The sequence below is a fragment of the Streptomyces sp. NPDC051041 genome, assembly GCF_044456065.1.
In the GTDB taxonomy this organism is placed as follows: Bacteria; Actinomycetota; Actinomycetes; order Streptomycetales; family Streptomycetaceae; genus Streptomyces; species Streptomyces glaucus.
In genome coordinates this window covers 314,957-332,300 of sequence record NZ_JBITFM010000001.1, presented here as the reverse complement: position 1 = coordinate 332,300, position 17,344 = coordinate 314,957, and the positions used below count along the sequence as shown (strand labels likewise).

14 protein-coding genes are annotated in these 17,344 nt (G+C 73.3%); 11 read left to right on the top strand and 3 right to left on the bottom strand.

Features of this window, described 5'->3' with window-relative positions; all coding sequences use genetic code 11:
- Positions 1-162 precede the first annotated feature (162 nt).
- Together ACIBAI_RS01495 and ACIBAI_RS01490 are read left to right on the top strand one after the other, a co-directional pair.
- On the top strand, positions 163-2,271 hold the full coding sequence (locus tag ACIBAI_RS01495) for a hypothetical protein (RefSeq protein WP_399030373.1): 2,109 nt from the start codon (positions 163-165) through the stop codon (positions 2,269-2,271).
- Between the two features lie 195 nt (positions 2,272-2,466).
- Complete coding sequence (locus ACIBAI_RS01490) at positions 2,467-3,690, top strand: glycosyltransferase family 2 protein (protein WP_399030372.1); 1,224 nt, start codon at positions 2,467-2,469, stop codon at positions 3,688-3,690.
- A gap of 55 nt (positions 3,691-3,745) precedes the next feature.
- Here the strand turns inward: ACIBAI_RS01490 and ACIBAI_RS01485 are convergent, their stop codons facing one another.
- Both ACIBAI_RS01485 and ACIBAI_RS01480 read right to left on the bottom strand, forming a co-directional pair.
- A complete protein-coding gene (locus ACIBAI_RS01485) occupies positions 3,746-5,725 on the bottom strand; it encodes a hypothetical protein (protein WP_399030716.1) in 1,980 nt (659 codons plus the stop codon).
- A gap of 364 nt (positions 5,726-6,089) precedes the next feature.
- Positions 6,090-7,529, bottom strand: coding sequence for a polysaccharide pyruvyl transferase family protein (locus ACIBAI_RS01480; protein WP_399030371.1), 1,440 nt, complete (start codon positions 7,527-7,529; stop codon positions 6,090-6,092).
- A 179-nt stretch (positions 7,530-7,708) separates the two neighbouring features.
- On the opposite strand from ACIBAI_RS01480, the gene proB reads away from it, so the two are divergent.
- The 5 genes from proB (at position 7,709) to ACIBAI_RS01455 (ending at position 12,756) form a co-directional block, all read left to right on the top strand.
- On the top strand, positions 7,709-8,836 hold the full coding sequence (proB, locus tag ACIBAI_RS01475; RefSeq protein ID WP_399030370.1) for a glutamate 5-kinase: 1,128 nt from the start codon (positions 7,709-7,711) through the stop codon (positions 8,834-8,836).
- Between the two features lie 145 nt (positions 8,837-8,981).
- A complete protein-coding gene (locus ACIBAI_RS01470; RefSeq protein ID WP_399030715.1) occupies positions 8,982-9,482 on the top strand; it encodes a hypothetical protein in 501 nt (166 codons plus the stop codon).
- Positions 9,483-9,615: 133 nt separating this feature from the next.
- The gene (locus ACIBAI_RS01465; RefSeq protein WP_399030368.1) at positions 9,616-10,902 is read left to right on the top strand and encodes a glutamate-5-semialdehyde dehydrogenase; all 1,287 of its coding nucleotides are present in this window, start codon (positions 9,616-9,618) and stop codon (positions 10,900-10,902) included.
- Between the two features lie 95 nt (positions 10,903-10,997).
- The gene (locus tag ACIBAI_RS01460; RefSeq protein WP_399030367.1) at positions 10,998-11,588 is read left to right on the top strand and encodes a hypothetical protein; all 591 of its coding nucleotides are present in this window, start codon (positions 10,998-11,000) and stop codon (positions 11,586-11,588) included.
- A 100-nt stretch (positions 11,589-11,688) separates the two neighbouring features.
- On the top strand, positions 11,689-12,756 hold the full coding sequence (locus tag ACIBAI_RS01455; RefSeq protein WP_399030366.1) for a hypothetical protein: 1,068 nt from the start codon (positions 11,689-11,691) through the stop codon (positions 12,754-12,756).
- A 112-nt stretch (positions 12,757-12,868) separates the two neighbouring features.
- On the opposite strand, the gene ACIBAI_RS01450 is transcribed toward ACIBAI_RS01455, so the two are convergent.
- On the bottom strand, positions 12,869-14,035 hold the full coding sequence (locus tag ACIBAI_RS01450) for a M48 family metallopeptidase (RefSeq protein ID WP_399030365.1): 1,167 nt from the start codon (positions 14,033-14,035) through the stop codon (positions 12,869-12,871).
- A 122-nt stretch (positions 14,036-14,157) separates the two neighbouring features.
- Here ACIBAI_RS01450 and ACIBAI_RS01445 point away from each other — a divergent pair, with 122 nt between their 5' ends.
- The 4 genes from ACIBAI_RS01445 (at position 14,158) to ACIBAI_RS01430 (ending at position 17,202) form a co-directional block, all read left to right on the top strand.
- Positions 14,158-14,316: a hypothetical protein gene (locus ACIBAI_RS01445; RefSeq protein ID WP_399030364.1), complete on the top strand. Its 159-nt coding sequence runs from the start codon at positions 14,158-14,160 to the stop codon at positions 14,314-14,316.
- 165 nt (positions 14,317-14,481) lie between these two features.
- A complete protein-coding gene (locus tag ACIBAI_RS01440) occupies positions 14,482-14,646 on the top strand; it encodes a hypothetical protein (protein ID WP_399030362.1) in 165 nt (54 codons plus the stop codon).
- 83 nt (positions 14,647-14,729) lie between these two features.
- Positions 14,730-15,440 carry a nicotinate-nucleotide adenylyltransferase gene (gene nadD, locus ACIBAI_RS01435; RefSeq protein ID WP_399030361.1) on the top strand — a complete coding sequence of 237 codons (711 nt, stop codon included), beginning with the start codon at positions 14,730-14,732 and terminating at the stop codon, positions 15,438-15,440.
- A 16-nt stretch (positions 15,441-15,456) separates the two neighbouring features.
- Complete coding sequence (locus ACIBAI_RS01430) at positions 15,457-17,202, top strand: LCP family protein (protein WP_399030360.1); 1,746 nt, start codon at positions 15,457-15,459, stop codon at positions 17,200-17,202.
- The last annotated feature ends 142 nt before the right edge of the window (positions 17,203-17,344 follow it).

The following is a 17,344-nucleotide window of genomic DNA, read 5'->3' as shown; positions in this document are numbered from 1 at the left end:
ATCGACGGCAAGACGGTAATTAGACCTCCGTAATTCAGGCCTCTGCGTTCGCCCGTTAACCGGGTGTTCGCCGGGGCCTGAATCCGTACATCCGCAGATCGTTCACAAAGCAGCCGCATTCCACAACAAAACCGGCAATCCCCTCCGACGAGCAGGTTCTCCGTGATATCCACCGCTATTCGCGTCGCCCGGGTGGGCAGCGCGGCCGAGCTGGCCGCGGCGGTCCTCATGATGCTGGGCTTCCCCTGCCTCATGCTGGCCGCGCTCGTCCCGAGCGTCCCCGCCTTCGCGGCCGCGGCCGCCGTGACGTACCTGGCGGACCACTATCTGCACCGCAAGGGCAGCTACCTGATCAACCGCCTCAGCAAGGTGCGGGCCGGCCTGTCGATCCGCTTCCTGATCCGGCAGCTGCTGCTCATCCTGCTGCTGGCCCGCCTCTCCCTCGCGGACGACCTGATCTCCTACGGGGCGATCGCCTGCTTCATCGCCTTCTACGGCCTGCAGGCCCCGCACGGCGCGCTGGTCACCCTGATCCGCAACCGCCGCCGGATGCCGGTCGCCACCCGCAACGTCGACCTCAAGTCGCGCATCCGCATCCCCGACGCCCCGCCGCGCCGGCTGCTGCACCGCTCCGCCGAGAAGATGCTGCACCTCGACCTCGCGGCGGTCGCCGGCGTCCTGGTCTCCGCGGCCACCGGCTCGGCCGTCGCCGGCTTCGTCGGCATCGGCGTCACGCTGGTCCTCGGCGGGCTGTACGTGCTGGCGCTGACGCCGTACGTGCGCGGCCGCAGGATCCCGCCGAAGGCCGAGACCGTCCTGGCCGCCGTCGACGACTGGCTGCGCGCGTACCGGCCGGAGACGGTGCTGTACTTCTCCGGCTCCAAGGACTCCGCCTACCAGGTCAACATGTGGCTGGAGACCATGGAGCAGCTGGACACCCGGCCGCTGATCATCCTGCGCGAGCGGGTCATCCTGAACAACCTGGCGCCCACCACGGTCCCCGTCATCTGCGTGCCCGGAGGGGTGCACCTGATGAACATGGACCTGTCCACGGTGCGCGTCGCGCTGTACGCGGCGAACGTCGGCAAGAACATCCACCTGCTGCGCGTGCCCACCATGAAGCACGTCTTCATCGGCCACGGCGACAGCGACAAGCTCGCCAGCGTCAACCCGTTCAGCAAGGTCTACGACGAGGTGTGGACCGCCGGCCGCGCGGGCCGCGACCGCTACGCCATCGCCGACGTCGGCGTGCGCGACGACGACGTCGTCGAGGTCGGCCGCCCGCAGCTGGCGCCGATCCAGACCTGGCAGGGCGTGCCCGAAGGCCGCATCCCGACGGTCCTGTACGCCCCCACCTGGGAGGGCTGGGACGACAACCCCGGCAACACCTCGATCCTGCTGGCCGGCGAGAACATCGTCCGCCGCCTGGTGACGGCCGACCCGCCGGTGCGCGTCCTGTACAAGCCGCACCCCTTCACCGGCACCCGCAGCCCCCAGGCCAAGGCCGCCCACCAGCGCATCACCGCCCTGGTGGAGAAGGCCGCCGCCGAGCGCGCCGCCGACCCCCGCTTCACCGCCGACGCCGCCGCCCAGGCCGCGGCCAGGGCGGAGCTCACCCGCATCGAGGCGCGGATCGCCGACCTGGTCGGCGTGGGCGACAAGGGCCGCGACGAGGCCGAGCTGACCCGCGACGGCATCGTCGACGTCCGGCGGCACGAGGAGATCGCCCGGCTGCGCGCCGAGTGGAACACCGCGTACTGGCGCTCCTTCCCCAGCTGGGAGCACCGCGTCATCACCGGCGCCGAGCCGCGGCTGTACGACTGCTTCAACGTCTCCGACGCGATGGTCTCCGACATCTCCAGCGTGGTCTCCGACTTCATCGCGAGCGGCAAGCCCTACGCGGTCACGGACTCCGCGGAGCTGGGCGAGGAGGAGTTCAAGCGGCAGAACACGGCGGTGCGCGCCGCGGTGATCCTCACCAACAGCGCGGCCGAGCTGGGCGGACTGCTCGCCGCGGTCCGCGACCCCGCCGCCGACCCGCTGGCCGGGGACCGCAAGGAGCTGAAGCGGTACCTGCTCGGCCCGGACGAGCCGAAGTCCATCGACCAGTTCAACACCGCGGTCGCGAACCTCGCGCTGAAGGCCGAGACCCGCAACCTCGGCCAGCAGTCCCGGATCACGGCCGGCGGCCCGGACGTCGAGCTGGCGGACGCGCTGCCCGGGCAGCGGACGTCGGGGGTCGGCGACGCGGACGGAGTCGCCGCGGGCTGAGTCCGCCCGCACCGCCCAGGGCCCGGCCCCCGAGGATCACTCCCGGGGGCCGGGCCCTTTCCCGTGCCGGACCCCGCCCCGTGTGAGGTGGATCACGGGATCGTGTGTCCGGGGCAACCTCTTCCTTCGATCATCCGTCTGAACGGGTAGCGAATGAGGAGATACGGGGGAAATTCCCCGTGACGAGGGGGAAACGTGACCGTGACGCAGCCTGATGTCTCCGTGGTCATCGGGGCGTACGAGGCGATGCCGTATCTGGTCGAGTGCCTGGCGTCCGTCGAGGCGCAGACCATCGACCCGACGCGCATCGAGGTCATCGCGGTGGACGACGGATCGACCGACGGGACGGGGGAGTACCTGGAGGAGTTCGCCGCCCGCGCGCCCATGCCGGTCACGGTGGTCCGGCAGGAGAACTCCGGCGGCCCCAGCGGGCCGCGCAACGTCGGCCTGGACAAGGCGGCGGGACGCTACGTGTTCTTCCTCGACGCCGACGACCGGCTCGGCCCCGAGGCGCTGGAGCGGATGGTCGCCATGGCCGACCGGGCCGGCACGGACGTGGTCCTGGGCCGGGTCGAGGGCGTCAACCGCAGCGCGCCGAAGTCGATGTGGGGCAGGACGCTGGAGCGCACCGACGTCTTCTCCTCCAACATCAAGTTCACGCTCAGCGCGCAGAAGCTGTTCCGCCGCGAACTGCTCACCCGGCACGGCATGCGGTTCGACGAGTCGCTGTTCACCGGCGAGGACGCGCTGTTCACCATGGAGGCGTACCTGCGGGCGAACGGCGTCTCCGTGATCGCCGACCACACCTGCTACTACCTGGTGGGCCGCGACGACGGCAAGCACGTGACCAAGAGCGGGAGTCACACCCTGCGCTTCGACTCCGCGCGCGCCCTGATGGAGCTGATCGCCGAGCACGTCCCCGCCGGGGACCGGCGCGACCTGCTCATGGTGCGGCCCTTCGTCGTCACGCTGCTGCCGCAGTTCGGGCCCCGGTACCTCAAGGACGACGAGGAGGTCCGGCGGCACAAGCTCGAACTGGCCAGGCCGCTGACGGACGCCTACTGGTCCGAGGGCGTCGCCCGCCGCCTGAAGGTGCACGAGCGGCTGCGGCTGCACCTGGTGGCCGAGCAGCGGGCCGACCTCCTGGAGGACGTCGTGGAGTTCGTCCGGGCCAAGAAGCAGGCCCCCGCCCTGCTGGAGAAGGGCGGCCGCCGCCTCTACCTCGTCTACCCCCACTTCCGCGACCGGTCGGCGGGCGTCCCCGACTCGGTCTACCTCGCCGGACCCCGCGAGGCCCGCGCCTTCCCGGGCTACCGCGAGACCCCGGTCGACTCCTTCCTGCGCCGCGCGGTCCGCAGGGCCCGCCGCGCACTGCCGTCCCGCGCCGGCGCACCGGGAGGCCGGGCCGCGGCGGCGTGACGGCGGCGCCCGCGGACGCGGGCGGCCGGTCCCCGCCGGCGGCTCCGGCCACCGCCTACCGGTGCTGCGGCGTCCCCGTCTCCTGGCGCTGGCCCGGGATGTCCGAGGCCGGCCGCCGCGCCGTCCGCGCCCGGTGCTCCCGGGCCGCCGCGCACAGGGCCCGCACGGCCTGCCCGAAGCGCTGCTGGGACGGCGGCTCGGCCGGTCCCAGCAGACGGCGCGCCAGCTCGGCCCGCGCCGCGGCGAGCCGGTCCCGCTCCGGGTGCCGGACCGTCTCCAGCAGCCGGGCCACCCCGGCCGCGTCCGGGGTCAGCACGGTCGCCGCCGCCACCGTCGGGAAGGTCTCGCGGAACACGTCCTCCGCCAGGCCGCTGGTGTTGGCCACCGCGTACGGCTTCCCGCTCGCCAGGAAGTCGCTGATCACGCTGGAGACGTCGCTGATCAGCAGGTCGGCCTGGTTGAAGCAGGAGTACAGCGCGGGCCGGGCGTCCGTGACGATCTGGTGCTCGCCCGCCGGCAGCGAGGCCCAGTACGCCTCCTCCCAGGCGGCCGTCGCCCGCGCCACCGCCTCGGCCCGCCCCGGCTCCGGCGCCGACTGCAGCAGCATCCGCTCCGCCTGGTCGGCGCCGGCCCGGAAGACGGCCGTGGTGAGCCGGTCCAGCTCCGCCGCGCGCCGGGCCAGTTCCCCGCCGTCGTCCGGCCGGGCCCCCGCCCGCTCCCGGTTCGCCGCCCGGATCAGCTCCCGGATGCGCAGATCGGCGGCCCCGGCCCGCGGGTCCACCGACCCGGTCAGCGGATGCGGCTTGTACAGCAGCCGTACGCCCGGGTCGGCGAGCAGCGCCCGGACCAGGTTCTCGCCGGCCGCGATCAGCGAGGTGTTGCCGGGGTTGCCGTCCCAGCCCTCCCAGGTCGGCGCGTACAGCACCGTGGTGTACGGGCCGGCCGGCGGGCCCGCGTACGGCCGCACGGCGTCCAGCTGCGGCCGGCCGATCTCCACCACGTCCTTGTCCTCGACGCCCACCTCGGCCAGCGCGTACCGCTCGCGCGCCGCCGGACCGGCCACCCACACCTGGTCGTAGGCCTTCGCGTACGGATTGCAGGAGGACAGCTTGTCGCTCTCGCCGTGGTTGACGAAGGCGTGCTTGATCGTGGGGATGCGCAGCACCTGCGAGGTCTTGCCGGAGTTCGACGGGTGGATGAGGACCTGGAGCGTGGAGTGCTCCAGCCGCATCAGGGTGGACACCTTCGGCAGGCAGACGACCGGGATGTCGGTCGCGGCGATCCGCTGCACCATGAAGCGCTCCCGCAGGACGACGACCGGCCGGGCGTCGAGCCCGGCGAGCGGCTCCAGCCACATGTTCGCCTGGTACGCGGAGGATGTCCCGCCGGAGAAGTACAGGCCCACGGTCGGCCGGTACTCGGCCAGCCACGCGTCGAACCAGTCGAGCACCTCCCGCTCCCCCGCCGGGCGGCGGCCCGGCAGCAGGCGCGGCAGCAGCGCGCCCAGGCCGGTCAGCGCGAGGAGGAGGGAGAGGGCGAGGCCCAGGGCGCCGTACCGCGGCGCCCCGGTCGCCGCCGTGGCCAGCAGCCCGGCCGTCGCGGGCAGGCCGAACACCAGCAGCCGGCGCCCGGGGCGGCGCAGCAGGACGGGCGGGGCGGGGGACAGGCGCAGCGCCGAGGCGTCGATGTTCCGGGTCACCACCGGCAGGGTGCGGGTGCGGCGGACCAGGACCCAGACCGCCTGGATCGCGCAGTGCAGCGCGTAGCAGGCGAGCAGCGCGGCGACCAGCGGCGCGTACGCCCGCTCCCGGTCGTGTTCGCCGAGCCGCAGCAGGCCGATGACGAGCAGCAGGTCGCGCAGCACGTGCCGGACCGTGATGTCGGCGTGCGCCTTGGCGAACAGCGCCAGCACGCCGCGCTGCCACCGGTACAGCACGCCCTCGGCGGCCAGGGAGCAGGCGGTCGCGGCCAGCAGCAGCGGCACGTGCGGGACGAGCGCCCCCACGGCCTGCCCGGCGCAGGCGGCCGCCGGCACCGCCAGGGCGAGCGCCCGTCCGAGGTCCCGCCGGCGGAACGGCCGCGGACCGGGCGCCTTCGCCGGGACGTCGGGCGAGGGCCGCGGGGCGGGCCGCCCCGGCGCGGCCGGCGGCGCGGTGCGGCCCGCCGCGGGCGGTTCGCCGACGGGAGCCGGTACGGGCTGGCGGCGGCGCCTCGCCGGGAAGCGCCGGTGGGGGAGGGGTACGGGCACTGCGGTCACTCCAGGGTTGTCGCAGAACAGGCGCCCGGGTTAACGCCCGGCGACCTCCGGACGACACGCGCGTGTCCCGGAACCCTGGAGCGACCGGACCGTGCTACAGGAGGGAGCCCGCTGCCGGCGGGCCCCTCCGCGCCGGAGTCCGCTATCCCCGTTTCGCCCGCAGCGCCCGCCGCAGCGGCCGCCCCACCACCCGCCTGGCCCGGCGGTACACCGAGGCAGGTCCGGGCGCGCTCGCCCTGTCGGCGGCCCTGGCCCGCGCCAGCTCCCGCTTCAGCTTGGCGTTGTCCGCGGAGAGCTGGGTGATCTGGCCGTGCAGCCAGCCGAAGCGCGCGCCGAGCGAGGCGGGGTCGTTGTCGATCCAGGGGCGGATGCCCGGCGGGAAGGACAGCGACCGCATGCGCTTGTCGAAGGCCGCGCCCCCGTCGCCGTGCGTGAAGGTGTTCTCCAGCCCGTTCTTGTCCAGGAAGGCCGTGAACCGCTCGAACCGCTCCCGGTGGTTGCCCGTCAGCGCGCCGAAGTCGGCCTCCTCGTACAGCCGTGCCGGGTCGACGTCCTCGGGCAGCCCGTCGATCCGCCGGTGCGGGATCTCGAAGTACCGGCACAGCTCCAGCGTCCGCGAGTCCCCGCACAGCACGGTCGCGGGCGTGCCCGCCAGCAGCGCCGCGATGTTGCCGTGGATGCGGGAGCCGAAGGAGAAGTCGAAGTCGCGCAGGTCGTCGATCCAGGTGATCGGGTCGATGTAGACGCGGACCTTGTCCTCCCGGTACATCGGGTGGTCCGGGTGCGTCGGCATCGCCGTGACGCGGCCGTTGGGGTCCGACAGGTCGCGCCAGTGCAGCTGCCGGGCGTCGCTGAGGTTCTGGCCGATGAAGCGCAGGTTCGGGTAGCGCTCGTGGGTGCGTGCGATCACCCGGTCCAGGCCCTGCTTCTGCACGGCGTTGTGCGAGCCGTTGATCGCGATCCGCGCGTTCGCGGTCAGCTCCGGCAGCCGCTTGTGCACGGCCAGTTCCTTGCCGTACAGGAACAGCGACGGACAGCCGATGATCTCGACGTCCCGGAAGCCCATGTCCTTCAGGTACTTCTCGGTGAACTCGCCCCGCACCCCGATCGACGCGCTGCGGTCCAGCACCGCCGAGACGAAGGCGCGCACGGTGGGCTCGATCGGCTTCAGCCGCGCCGGGTCGTAGTTCAGCCCGGTCTGCGCGCCGGTCCCCAGCACGATCACCGGGATCCGCAGCTTGCCGATCAGCTGGGTCAGCCGCTTCAGCTGCGGCTCGAACGACGGCCGGAACGCGTTGGCGAGCGGCACGACGAAGGCGTCGTACTCCTCGTTGATCCGGCCCGCCGCGGCCACGTTCGTCCGGATGCCGTTCGAGACGACCTCGGTGCCCGGTGTCTCCAGGATCTTGTGAGCGGCGTCACTGAAGATCAGGTTGCCGGAGTTGGTGGCGATGACGTCCCGGTGGAGGGCCTGCTCCACGGGCACGACGTCGTAGGGGCTCTTCCCGGACCGGAGGAGGACGCGCTTGGGAGACCGCGCGCGGCGAACGTGATGATCTTTGGGTGGCACGGTGTTCAACATAAGTTTGTGCGGACTTTGATTTCTATAAGCAACCAGTACAACCTTTTTGCCGTACGCGAAGCGTGAGCGGGCGGTGACGGTCCGGGTGTCCGGGGACTGGACCGGCGAGCGGCCCGCGGTCCCCTTCGCGTAGATTGCGGACGGGGCAGCGCATACGGACATGAGGGGAAAGAGCACAGGTGTCAGGGGCACGGCAGGCCGTGAACGAGGCGCGCAGGATCGTCGTCAAGGTCGGCTCCTCGTCGCTGACCACCGCGTCGGGCGGCCTGGACGCCGACCGCGTGGACGCGCTCGTCGACGTTCTCGCCAAGGTCCGCGGCGGCGGGGAGAGGGAGATCGTCCTGGTCTCCTCCGGCGCGATCGCCGCGGGGCTCGCCCCGCTGGGCCTGCGCCGCCGCCCCAGGGACCTGGCCCGCCAGCAGGCCGCCGCCAGCGTCGGCCAGGGCCTGCTCGTCGCCCGCTACACCGCCTCCTTCGCCCGCTACGGCGTCCGCGTCGGCCAGGTGCTGCTCACCTCCGACGACATGAGCCGCCGCGCCCACCACCGCAACGCCTCGCGCACCCTCGACAAGCTGCTCGCGATGGGAGCCCTCCCGGTCGTCAACGAGAACGACACCGTCGCCACCGACGAGATCCGCTTCGGCGACAACGACCGGCTCGCCGCCCTCGTCGCCCACCTCGTCCGCGCCGACCTGCTGGTGCTGCTGTCCGACGTGGACGGCGTGTACGACGGCGACCCCGGCAGGCCGGGCACGTCCCGGATCGCCCAGGTGCGGGGGCCCGCGGACCTCGCCGGCGTGGAGATCGGCAGCGCCGGCAAGGCCGGCGTCGGCACCGGCGGCATGGTCACCAAGGTCGAGGCGGCCCGGATCGCGGCCGCCGCCGGCATCCCCGTGGTGCTGACCAGCGCGGTCCACGCCGCCGACGCCCTGGCCGGCAAGGACACCGGCACCTACTTCCACCCCACCGGCAAGCGGTCCGCCGACCGGCTGCTGTGGCTCCAGCACGCGTCCGCCCCGCAGGGGGCGCTGACCCTGGACGACGGCGCCGTACGGGCGGTCGTGGAGCGCCGCAAGTCGCTGCTGCCGGCCGGGATCGCCGCCGTGCAGGGCGATTTCACCGCCGGGGACCCGGTCGAGCTGCGGGACGGGCAGGGGCGCGCGGTGGCCCGCGGGCTCGTCGGCTTCGACGCCAAGGAGATCCCCCGGCTGATCGGCCGCTCGACCCGGGAGCTGGCCCGCGAGCTGGGCCCCGCGTACGAACGCGAGGTCGTACACAGGGACGACCTGGTGATCCTGCACCCGTAATGGACCGAAACGTCCCCGCACCGGTGGTGGACGTTCCGCAAAACCGCCCCGCGATTGCGCGCGGCCTGCTCAACTTTGTCACAGGGACACGATCCGACCGACCCCCTGGGTCGGCCTGTGCGTAAAGGAGGCCGTCGTGAGACGAGTGCACCCTGGGGCGCCGGCGTCCCGCGGTGGTACCGGCTTCCGCGCGGCCGGCGAGGAGCGCACGCTGACGAGCGTCGCGGCCGGGAACCGGTTCGAGCGCGGTGACGGCGCCGAGGCGGACGGCACCGAGGACCGGCGGCCCGGCGGCTCCGCGGACACCCCGCGGCTGTGGCACGTCACGCTCAGCGTCTCCGGCCGCAGGGCCCCGCTCGCGGAGGTCCGGCGGGCCCTGGAGCAGCTCGCGCACGACCATCCCTTCCTGCTGACCAGCAGGTACGCGGGCGACCACGCGGAGATCCGCTACTGGGAGGAGGCCCGCGACCTGCACGACGCCGCCGCCGTCGCCCTGCGCCTGTGGGGCGAGCACCGCCGGACCGCGGGACTGCCGCCCTGGGAGATCGTCGGCCTGGAGGTCGTCGACCGCGCGACCTACCACCAGCGCGTCGCCGAGGGGTGCTGCCCCTCGCCGGCGACACCCGTGGGCGTCCACCCCTTCTGAGGGGGGCCGTGGCTCCGGTGGCGCCTGGTCCGGACACGGGCGGCCCGTCCGGGTGCGCGGCGGCTCCGCGGCGCTCGTCTCGGGGTGTGGGACGACCGCTGGACGCGCTTCCCCGGCGCACTACCCTTCCCTCATGACCACGCTCCTGCCGCACGACTCCATGTCCCCGGTCACCCGCGCCGCCTACCACGCCAAGGCCGCCGCGGCCTCCCTCGCGCCGCTGTCCCGGGCGGAGAAGGACGACGCGCTGCTCGCCGTCGCGGACGCCCTGGAGGTACGGACGAGCGAGATCGTCGAGGCCAACGCCGAGGACGTCGCCAAGGCCCGCGAGGCCGGCACCAGCGAGGCCGTCGTCGACCGGCTGACGCTCACCCCGGAGCGGGTGCGCGCCATCGCCTCCGACGTCCGGGACGTCGTCGCGCTGCCCGACCCGGTCGGCGAGGTGGTCCGCGGCTCCACCCTCCCCAACGGCATCGACCTGCGCCAGGTCCGCGTCCCGCTCGGCGTCGTCGGCATCGTCTACGAGGGCCGCCCGAACGTCACCGTCGACGCCGCCGCCCTGTGCCTGAAGTCCGGCAACGCGGTGCTGCTGCGCGGCTCGTCCTCGGCGTACCGGTCGAACACCGCGCTCGTACGGGTGGTGCGGGACGCCGTCGGCGGTGCCGGGCTGCCCGCCGACGCGGTCCAGCTCGTCCCCGGGGAGAGCCGCGACAGCGTGCGCGAGCTGATGCGCGCCCGCGGCCTGGTCGACGTGCTGATCCCGCGCGGCGGCGCCTCGCTGATCAACACGGTCGTCCGGGAGTCCACGGTCCCGGTCATCGAGACCGGCACCGGCAACTGCCACGTCTACGTCGACGCCGACGCCGACCTCGACATGGCGGTCGACATCCTGATCAACTCCAAGGCGCAGCGGGTGAGCGTCTGCAACGCCGCCGAGACGCTCCTCGTCCACCAGGACATCGCCCCGGAGTTCCTGCCCCGCGCCCTGGACGCCCTCGCGGACGCCGGGGTCACCGTGCACGCCGACGAGCGGGTGATGGCGTACGCCAAGGACTCCAGGGCGACCGTCGTGGCGGCGGTGCCGGAGGACTGGGAGACCGAGTACCTGTCGTACGACATCGCCGCCGCGGTCGTCGACTCGCTCGACAAGGCCGTGGAGCACATCCGGCTGTGGACCTCCGGCCACACCGAGGCCATCGTGACCCGCTCGCAGCAGGCCGCCCGCCGCTTCACCCGGTTGGTCGACTCCACCACGGTCGCCGTGAACGCCTCCACCCGCTTCACCGACGGCGGCCAGTTCGGCTTCGGCGCCGAGATCGGCATCTCCACGCAGAAACTGCACGCCCGGGGGCCGATGGGCCTGCCGGAACTGACGAGCACGAAGTACATCGTCACCGGGGACGGGCACGTACGGCACTGAGACGGCCGGGGCGGCCGCGGGAGCGGGCCGGGCCGTGGCGAGCCGCGGGAAAACCGTCTCATCAGGCGGATGAATTTCCATACCGTCTGCCCAAAATGACCCCCCAGGTCTACTCTGGATCCGTGCCGGAGGACGTGGGGGGCACGCCGTCTCCCGACGGTTGGATGCCCGACGACGACCACGACCGCGGGGTGTCGGACGAAGAGTTCGCCTCCGTGGTCTTCGACGAGGCCTTCGTACGCGCGGCCACGGTCCACGAGCCGACCGCCGTCGAACGCCTCCTGGCCGCCGCCCAGGCCAGGGCCGAGGCCGCCGAGGCGGAGGCCCGCCGTACGCACGGCAGGGGCGAGCGGTACGACGACGGGTACGGCGCTTTCGGCCGTGATCCCGATGACGACGACCTGGACGACCCCGACCTCCTCGACGACCACCGCGGCGCCCCGGGCCCGTACGGCAGACAGGTCCGCTGGCACCGCCCCGTCGCCTGGATGCTGGCGCTCGTGATGGGCATCGGCATGGTCGCGCTGGCCTTCGCGGCCGTCTACCGCGGCGCCTCCTCGGGCAACAGCCGGGACCAGGTCCCGCCGCCCGCCTCGACCGGCCTGGAGCAGGGCACCGGGGCGGCCCCCTCGGCCTCCGCCGACTACTCCCAGCCGGCCGTCTCGGTCATCCCCCGCAGTCCCTGACCGGAACCGCCGCGCCGGCCCGCGAACCCGGTGAGGACCTGTCAGGACTTGGCGTGCACCAGGGCGTTTACCGGAGCTGCCGGAGACCTACTCTGAAGATATGGGAGGGCCTGGAGACCCACCCGAGGGGACACCCGAGGGCGCCCCCGGAGGTGGAGAGGACGAGTACCGGTCCGTCGTCTTCGACGAGTCGTTCGTCCGCGCTGCCCGCCTCCAGGAGTACTCCGCCCAGGAGCGCATGGCCGACCACGCTCCCGCCGTGCGCCGCCGTCCGCCCCTGCGCCGGGGTCTGTCCCGGCAGGCACTGGTCCTGTTCCTGCTGATCGCCCTCGCCTTCGTCACCGCGATCTACATGGGCGTACGCAACCCCTACCAGGGCCCCGCCGCCCGGGAACCCGTCGGCCCCCTGCGGATGACGGTCGTCCCGCTCGCCCCCCGGGACAGGGTCCCCGGCGCCGCCGATGCCGAGTACCTGTACGCGCACAGCCCCGCCGCGCAGTTCCGCGTCGGCGCCGAGGGCGTACCGCTGCCCGCCGCGCGGCGCACCGCGCACTTCTCGGACGATCAGGTGCTCACCGCGCTGACCACCGCCAAGGACTACATCGTCCGGTCCGCGCTCGATCCGGAGGTGCTCACCGGCGGCGAGGTCCGCTCCGTCCGGGTCCTCCTCGACCCCGACCAGCTCGACCAGTTCGACCGGAGCTTCGAGCGTCCCGCCGCCGACGGGCGGCACGCACCCACCGGGTGGCTGGTCCGCTTCGATCCCTCCCGCGCCGAACTGGCCGACGGCGAGATCCGCGCCGACGGCACACTGCGGGTCGCCGAGAGCGACTCGTCCACCCTCGAGGTCACCGCCGACCACACCTTCGTGTACGCGCTCCGGCCCACCGGCGACGACGAGGCGGAGTCGTCGCTGTTCACCGTCCGGCGCGAGCTGCAGTTCCGCTTCGACCGCACCGACCTGCGCCTGCACCAGGCCCAGCTCGTCCTCTCCCACGTCCGGGCCGGGCCGCTCTCCTGCGCCGAGGACTCCGCGAACCACCTGCGGCCCCTGCTCGCGCACCAGACCGCCGAGGCGGGCGGCCCCGCCGGCACCGACCCCTATGCCAGGGACGGCGTCACGGCCCTGTGCGGCGCCCTGGCCCCGAACGCCCAGCCGAGGGCGTGAGCCGGCGCCGGGGCGTGCGGTCCGGCGCCGAGGTCCGTGCCGGGGCCGAAGGGGCGCGAGCCCGTCGGCCGCTCGGGCCCTGCCGCCCGGGGAGACGGGCGCACGGGTGCGGTCAGGCGCCGTCCCCCGTCGGCCGGCCGCCCGGCGTGTCCGGGCCCCCCGGCCCGTCCGACGCGTCCGGCCCGTCCGGGGGCTCGGGAGCCGGGCGCGAGCCCGGGCCCGAACCCGTGAAGCCGCCGAAACCGCCGAAACCGCCGAAGCCGCGCCGTACCCGGTCCCCGAGGTCCCCGGCCCCGCCGGCCAGGTCGCTGACCAGCTTCATCAGCGGGTCCTTGGAGTTCCTGACGTGGGTGGTGTAGCTGTTCGCCGACTCCCGGAAGGCGTCCTTGACCGAGGTGTCCTTGTCCTCCGCGCGCCGCGCGTAGTGACCGTCCATGATCCGCTGGTGGTCGCGGGAGGCGGCCCACTTGCTCAGCTCCGCCGCCCGCACGGTGGTGAACGGGTGCGAGCGCGGCAGCACGTTGAGGATCTTCAGCACGGAGTCGCGCAGGTCGCCCCCGGCCTCGTACTCCTCGGCCTGCGCCAGGAACGCGTCCACGTTCATCTCGTGCAGGTGGTCCCCGCCCGCGATCTTCATCAGCGCGCGCAGGGAGGCCTGCAGGTCCTGGCCGACCAGCAGGCCCGCGCGGTCCGCGGACAGCTCCGACTTGCGGAACCACTCGCGCAGCGCCGTCACGACGGCCATGACGGCGAGGTTGCCGAGGGGGATCCAGGCGACCCGGACGGCGAGGCTGGTCAGGAACAGCAGGATCGTCCGGTAGACCGCGTGCCCGGACAGCGCGTGCCCCACCTCGTGCCCGACGACCGCCCGCATCTCCCCCTCGTCGAGCAGTTCGACGAGGCCCGTGGTCACCACGATGATCGGCTCGTCCAGGCCGATGCACATCGCGTTCGGCTGCGGGTCCTGGCTGACGTACATCGGGGGGACCTTCTCCAGGTCCAGGATGTGGCAGGCGTCCCGGAGCATGTCGTTCAGGTGGGCGAACTGCTGGTCCGAGACGCGCACCGAGTCGGACAGGAACAGCAGCCGCAGACTGCGCTCGGGCAGCAGACCGCTCAGGGCCTTGAACACCGTGTCGAAGCCGCTCAGCCTGCGCAGCGCCACCAGGGCGGAGCGGTCGGCCGGATGCTCGTAGGCACGCGAGGAGATCCCGGGGAAGCGCCTGCGCCGCCTGCCCGGCGCGTGCCCCCGACCGGTGTGCTCGTGGCCGTCGGACATGTCTTCCCCCAGGTGCGTGAGTGATTCTCTGCGGTCCTCGTGCGGCCCTTCGCACCCCCGGAGCGGAGCCCGGTCCGGGCGGGGATACGGTGGACGGGCAGTACACCGAAGGAGACCGCGCCATGGAGCACCATCCCGCCGCCTGGCTCGCCGAGGCGGCGAGCGCCGCCGGACAGCAAGGGCCGGGGAACCTGCTCCGCGTCGTCCTGATCGTGATGGTGCTGGGCTGTGTGCTCACCGCGTGGTTCCTGCTGCGGGGCTACAGCCGGAAGGACGACTGACGCGACCGGAAAGTTCCCCGGCGGCCTGGATTCCGGCCGCCGGACGACCGGGACGCCCCGGGCGCCGGCCGGCCAACGGCGGAGTCGGCGTGATCCCCCGCGGGAGCCCCGCATACGATGAGCCGACGTCTTTGTACCGCCCACACGCGATAGGTCCTGCCGAAGATGAGCTTCCACAGCACCGCTGCCCAGTTGGTCACCCTCGCCGCCGAGGGCCAGGAGCACGGCGGCAACCACGAGAGCCTCAACCCCTACCTCACCGGCGGCGGCGCGCTCGTCATCCTGCTGCTCATGCTGTGGATCACCACCCGCTTCAACCGCGACCGCTGAATCCCCCCGGGCCCCCTTCCGAGGGCGCCCCGAGGGGAACTGGCGGCCGAAGCCCCCGGGCCGGGCCGGTAGGGTCTGCACGCATGGGAGAGCAGGACATGCCTACCGGTCCGGCGAACGACATGGCGAACGAAACGCCGAGCGACACACGGCACCACCCGGCGCCCGCCCGCGCCACCGGTCCGGGCAGGAGCCCTTCGACGCCGGGCAGGCGCCGCCTCGGCGTCATGGGCGGCACCTTCGACCCGATCCACCACGGGCACCTGGTGGCGGCCAGCGAGGTCGCCGCACAGTTCCACCTGGACGAGGTGGTGTTCGTCCCGACCGGGCAGCCGTGGCAGAAGAGCCACCGCGACGTCTCCCCGGCCGAGGACCGCTACCTGATGACGGTGATCGCGACCGCCGAGAACCCGCAGTTCTCGGTGAGCCGCATCGACATCGACCGCGGCGGCCCCACCTACACCGTGGACACCCTGCGCGACCTGCGCGCGCTCAACCCGGACACGGACCTGTTCTTCATCACCGGTGCCGACGCCCTCGCCCAGATCCTCACCTGGCGCGACTCGGAGGAACTGTTCTCCCTCGCGCACTTCATCGGCGTGACCCGTCCCGGGCACCACCTGACCGACGCCGGCCTGCCGGAGGGCGGCGTCTCCCTGGTCGAGGTCCCCGCGCTGGCCATCTCCTCCACGGACTGCCGTGCGAGAGTCGCCAAGGGCGAACCCGTCTGGTATCTGGTGCCGGACGGAGTCGTGCGCTACATCGACAAGCGCGAGCTGTACCGCGGCGAGTGAGCCGAGAGGGGCACCGGTGAACGACCGATACGACGCGGGGTACGGGGGCGACCAGTACGAACTCGTCGGTTACGACGAGTACGGCCAGCCGGTGTACCGGCAGATCCCGGCACAGCAGCCCCAGGCCCAGGCCTACGACCCGTACGCGCAGCAGGGGCAGCAGGTACAGCAGGGGCAGCAGGGATACGCGTACGACCCGTACGCCACGGGCGTCCAGCAGCCGGCCCAGCCGTACGCTCCCTACGACACCACCGGCCGGGAACAGCCGTACGACCCGTCCTACGGCTCGTACGACCCCTACGCCCCGGGCGCCGCCGGCCCGCACGCGGGCGGCGCGGCCGCGACCCCGTACGACCCCTACGGCGAGACCGCGGCCGACGGCCGGCAGTCCCGGACCGCCGAGCGGACCGCCCACATCCCGCAGCAGGCCGGTCCGCCCGAGGAGCCGGGGAGCGCCGGCCCGGCCGAGGCGGAGCACCCCGCCGAGGCGGACTACCGCACCGAGCAGTTCGCCTTCGTCGAGGAGCCGGACGGCGACTCCGAGGACGTCATCGACTGGCTGAAGTTCACCGAGAACCGCACCGAGCGGCGCGAGGAGGCCCGGCGCCGCGCCCGCACCCGGCTCGTCGCCCTCGTCGTCGTCCTCGCGCTGGCCGCGGCCGGCGGCGTCGGCTACCTCTGGTACGCCGGGAAGCTGCCCGGCTCGTCCTCCGGCGCCCGGACGGGCACCGCGACCGCCGCGGGCGCCCAGAAGCGCGACGTGATCGTCGTCCACCTGCACGACACCAAGCGGGGCGGCACCTCCACCGCGCTGCTCGTCGACAACACCACCACCAAGCGGGGCACCACCGTCCTGCTGCCCAATTCCCTGGCTCTGACCAGCGACGACGGCACCACCACCACACTCGCCGAGTCGGTCGAGGAGGACGGCTCCGACGGCACCCGCGACGCGCTCGACTCGGCCCTCGGCACCGACATCGAGGGCACCTGGCGACTGGACACGCCCTACCTGCAGAACCTCGTCGACCTCGTCGGCAACATCGACGTCGACACCGACGCCGACGTGCCCGACCCGGACGCCGGGAAGGAGGGCGGGGCGCCCCTGGTGAACAAGGGCGAGGGCCAGACCCTCAGCGGCAAGATGGCCGTCGCCTACGCCACCTACCGCGCCCCCGGCGAGGCGCAGAACGCCCAGCTGGAGCGGTTCGGCCAGGTCATGCAGGGCGTGCTGCGCAAGATGACCTCCGACCCGGGCGCCGCGACGACCACCGTCCAGACGCTCGGGCAGATCCTCGACCCGTCACTGACCGACAAGGACCTCGGCGCCTTCCTCGCCGGCCTCGCCGACCTCGCCAAGGGCGGCGACTACCGGACGGCCCTGCTGCCCGTCCAGGACGACGGCACGCTCAGCGCCGAGGCCGGCGACGGCATCGTCAAGGACGTCCTCGGCGGCACCGCCCACAGCCCCGACCCGGACGCGGCCGTCCGGGTCTCCGTGCGGAACGCCAGCGGTGTGAAGGACAACACCGAGAAGGCCCGCGTCGTGCTCCTCAACGGCGGCTACACCTTCCTGGAGGGCGGCACCGCCTCCGCCGCCCAGGCCACGTCCCGGGTCACCTACGCCGACGCGGCCGACAAGGAGAACGCCACCGAGGTCGCCAAGACCCTGGGCCTGCCCGCCGGCTCCGTCACCAAGGGCGAGATCTCCGCGAACGCGAACGTCGCGGTGGTCCTCGGCCAGGACTACGAGCCCTCGTCCTGACGAGCCCGCGCCGAGCGGCGCCCGGGCCGCGGCGTGGGGCCCCGGCCGCCCGCGGGGGGGGGGGCCCCCCCCCCCCCCCCCCCCAAAAACGGGGGCGGGGCCGGGGGGCGGGGTAACAAAGAAAAAAAAAAAAAACCACCCC

Bases quoted from the DNA above. Each gene is read 5' to 3' on its own strand.
- ACIBAI_RS01480 (WP_399030371.1), bottom strand. From the start codon at position 7,529: ATGTTGAACACCGTGCCACCCAAAGATCATCACGTTCGCCGCGCGCGG.
- ACIBAI_RS01465 (WP_399030368.1), top strand. From the start codon at position 9,616: ATGACCACGCTCCTGCCGCACGACTCCATGTCCCCGGTCACCCGCGCC.
- ACIBAI_RS01460 (WP_399030367.1), top strand. From the start codon at position 10,998: ATGACCCCCCAGGTCTACTCTGGATCCGTGCCGGAGGACGTGGGGGGC.
- ACIBAI_RS01455 (WP_399030366.1), top strand. From the start codon at position 11,689: ATGGGAGGGCCTGGAGACCCACCCGAGGGGACACCCGAGGGCGCCCCC.
- ACIBAI_RS01450 (WP_399030365.1), bottom strand. From the start codon at position 14,035: ATGTCCGACGGCCACGAGCACACCGGTCGGGGGCACGCGCCGGGCAGG.
- ACIBAI_RS01445 (WP_399030364.1), top strand. From the start codon at position 14,158: ATGGAGCACCATCCCGCCGCCTGGCTCGCCGAGGCGGCGAGCGCCGCC.
- ACIBAI_RS01440 (WP_399030362.1), top strand. From the start codon at position 14,482: ATGAGCTTCCACAGCACCGCTGCCCAGTTGGTCACCCTCGCCGCCGAG.
- nadD (WP_399030361.1), top strand. From the start codon at position 14,730: ATGGGAGAGCAGGACATGCCTACCGGTCCGGCGAACGACATGGCGAAC.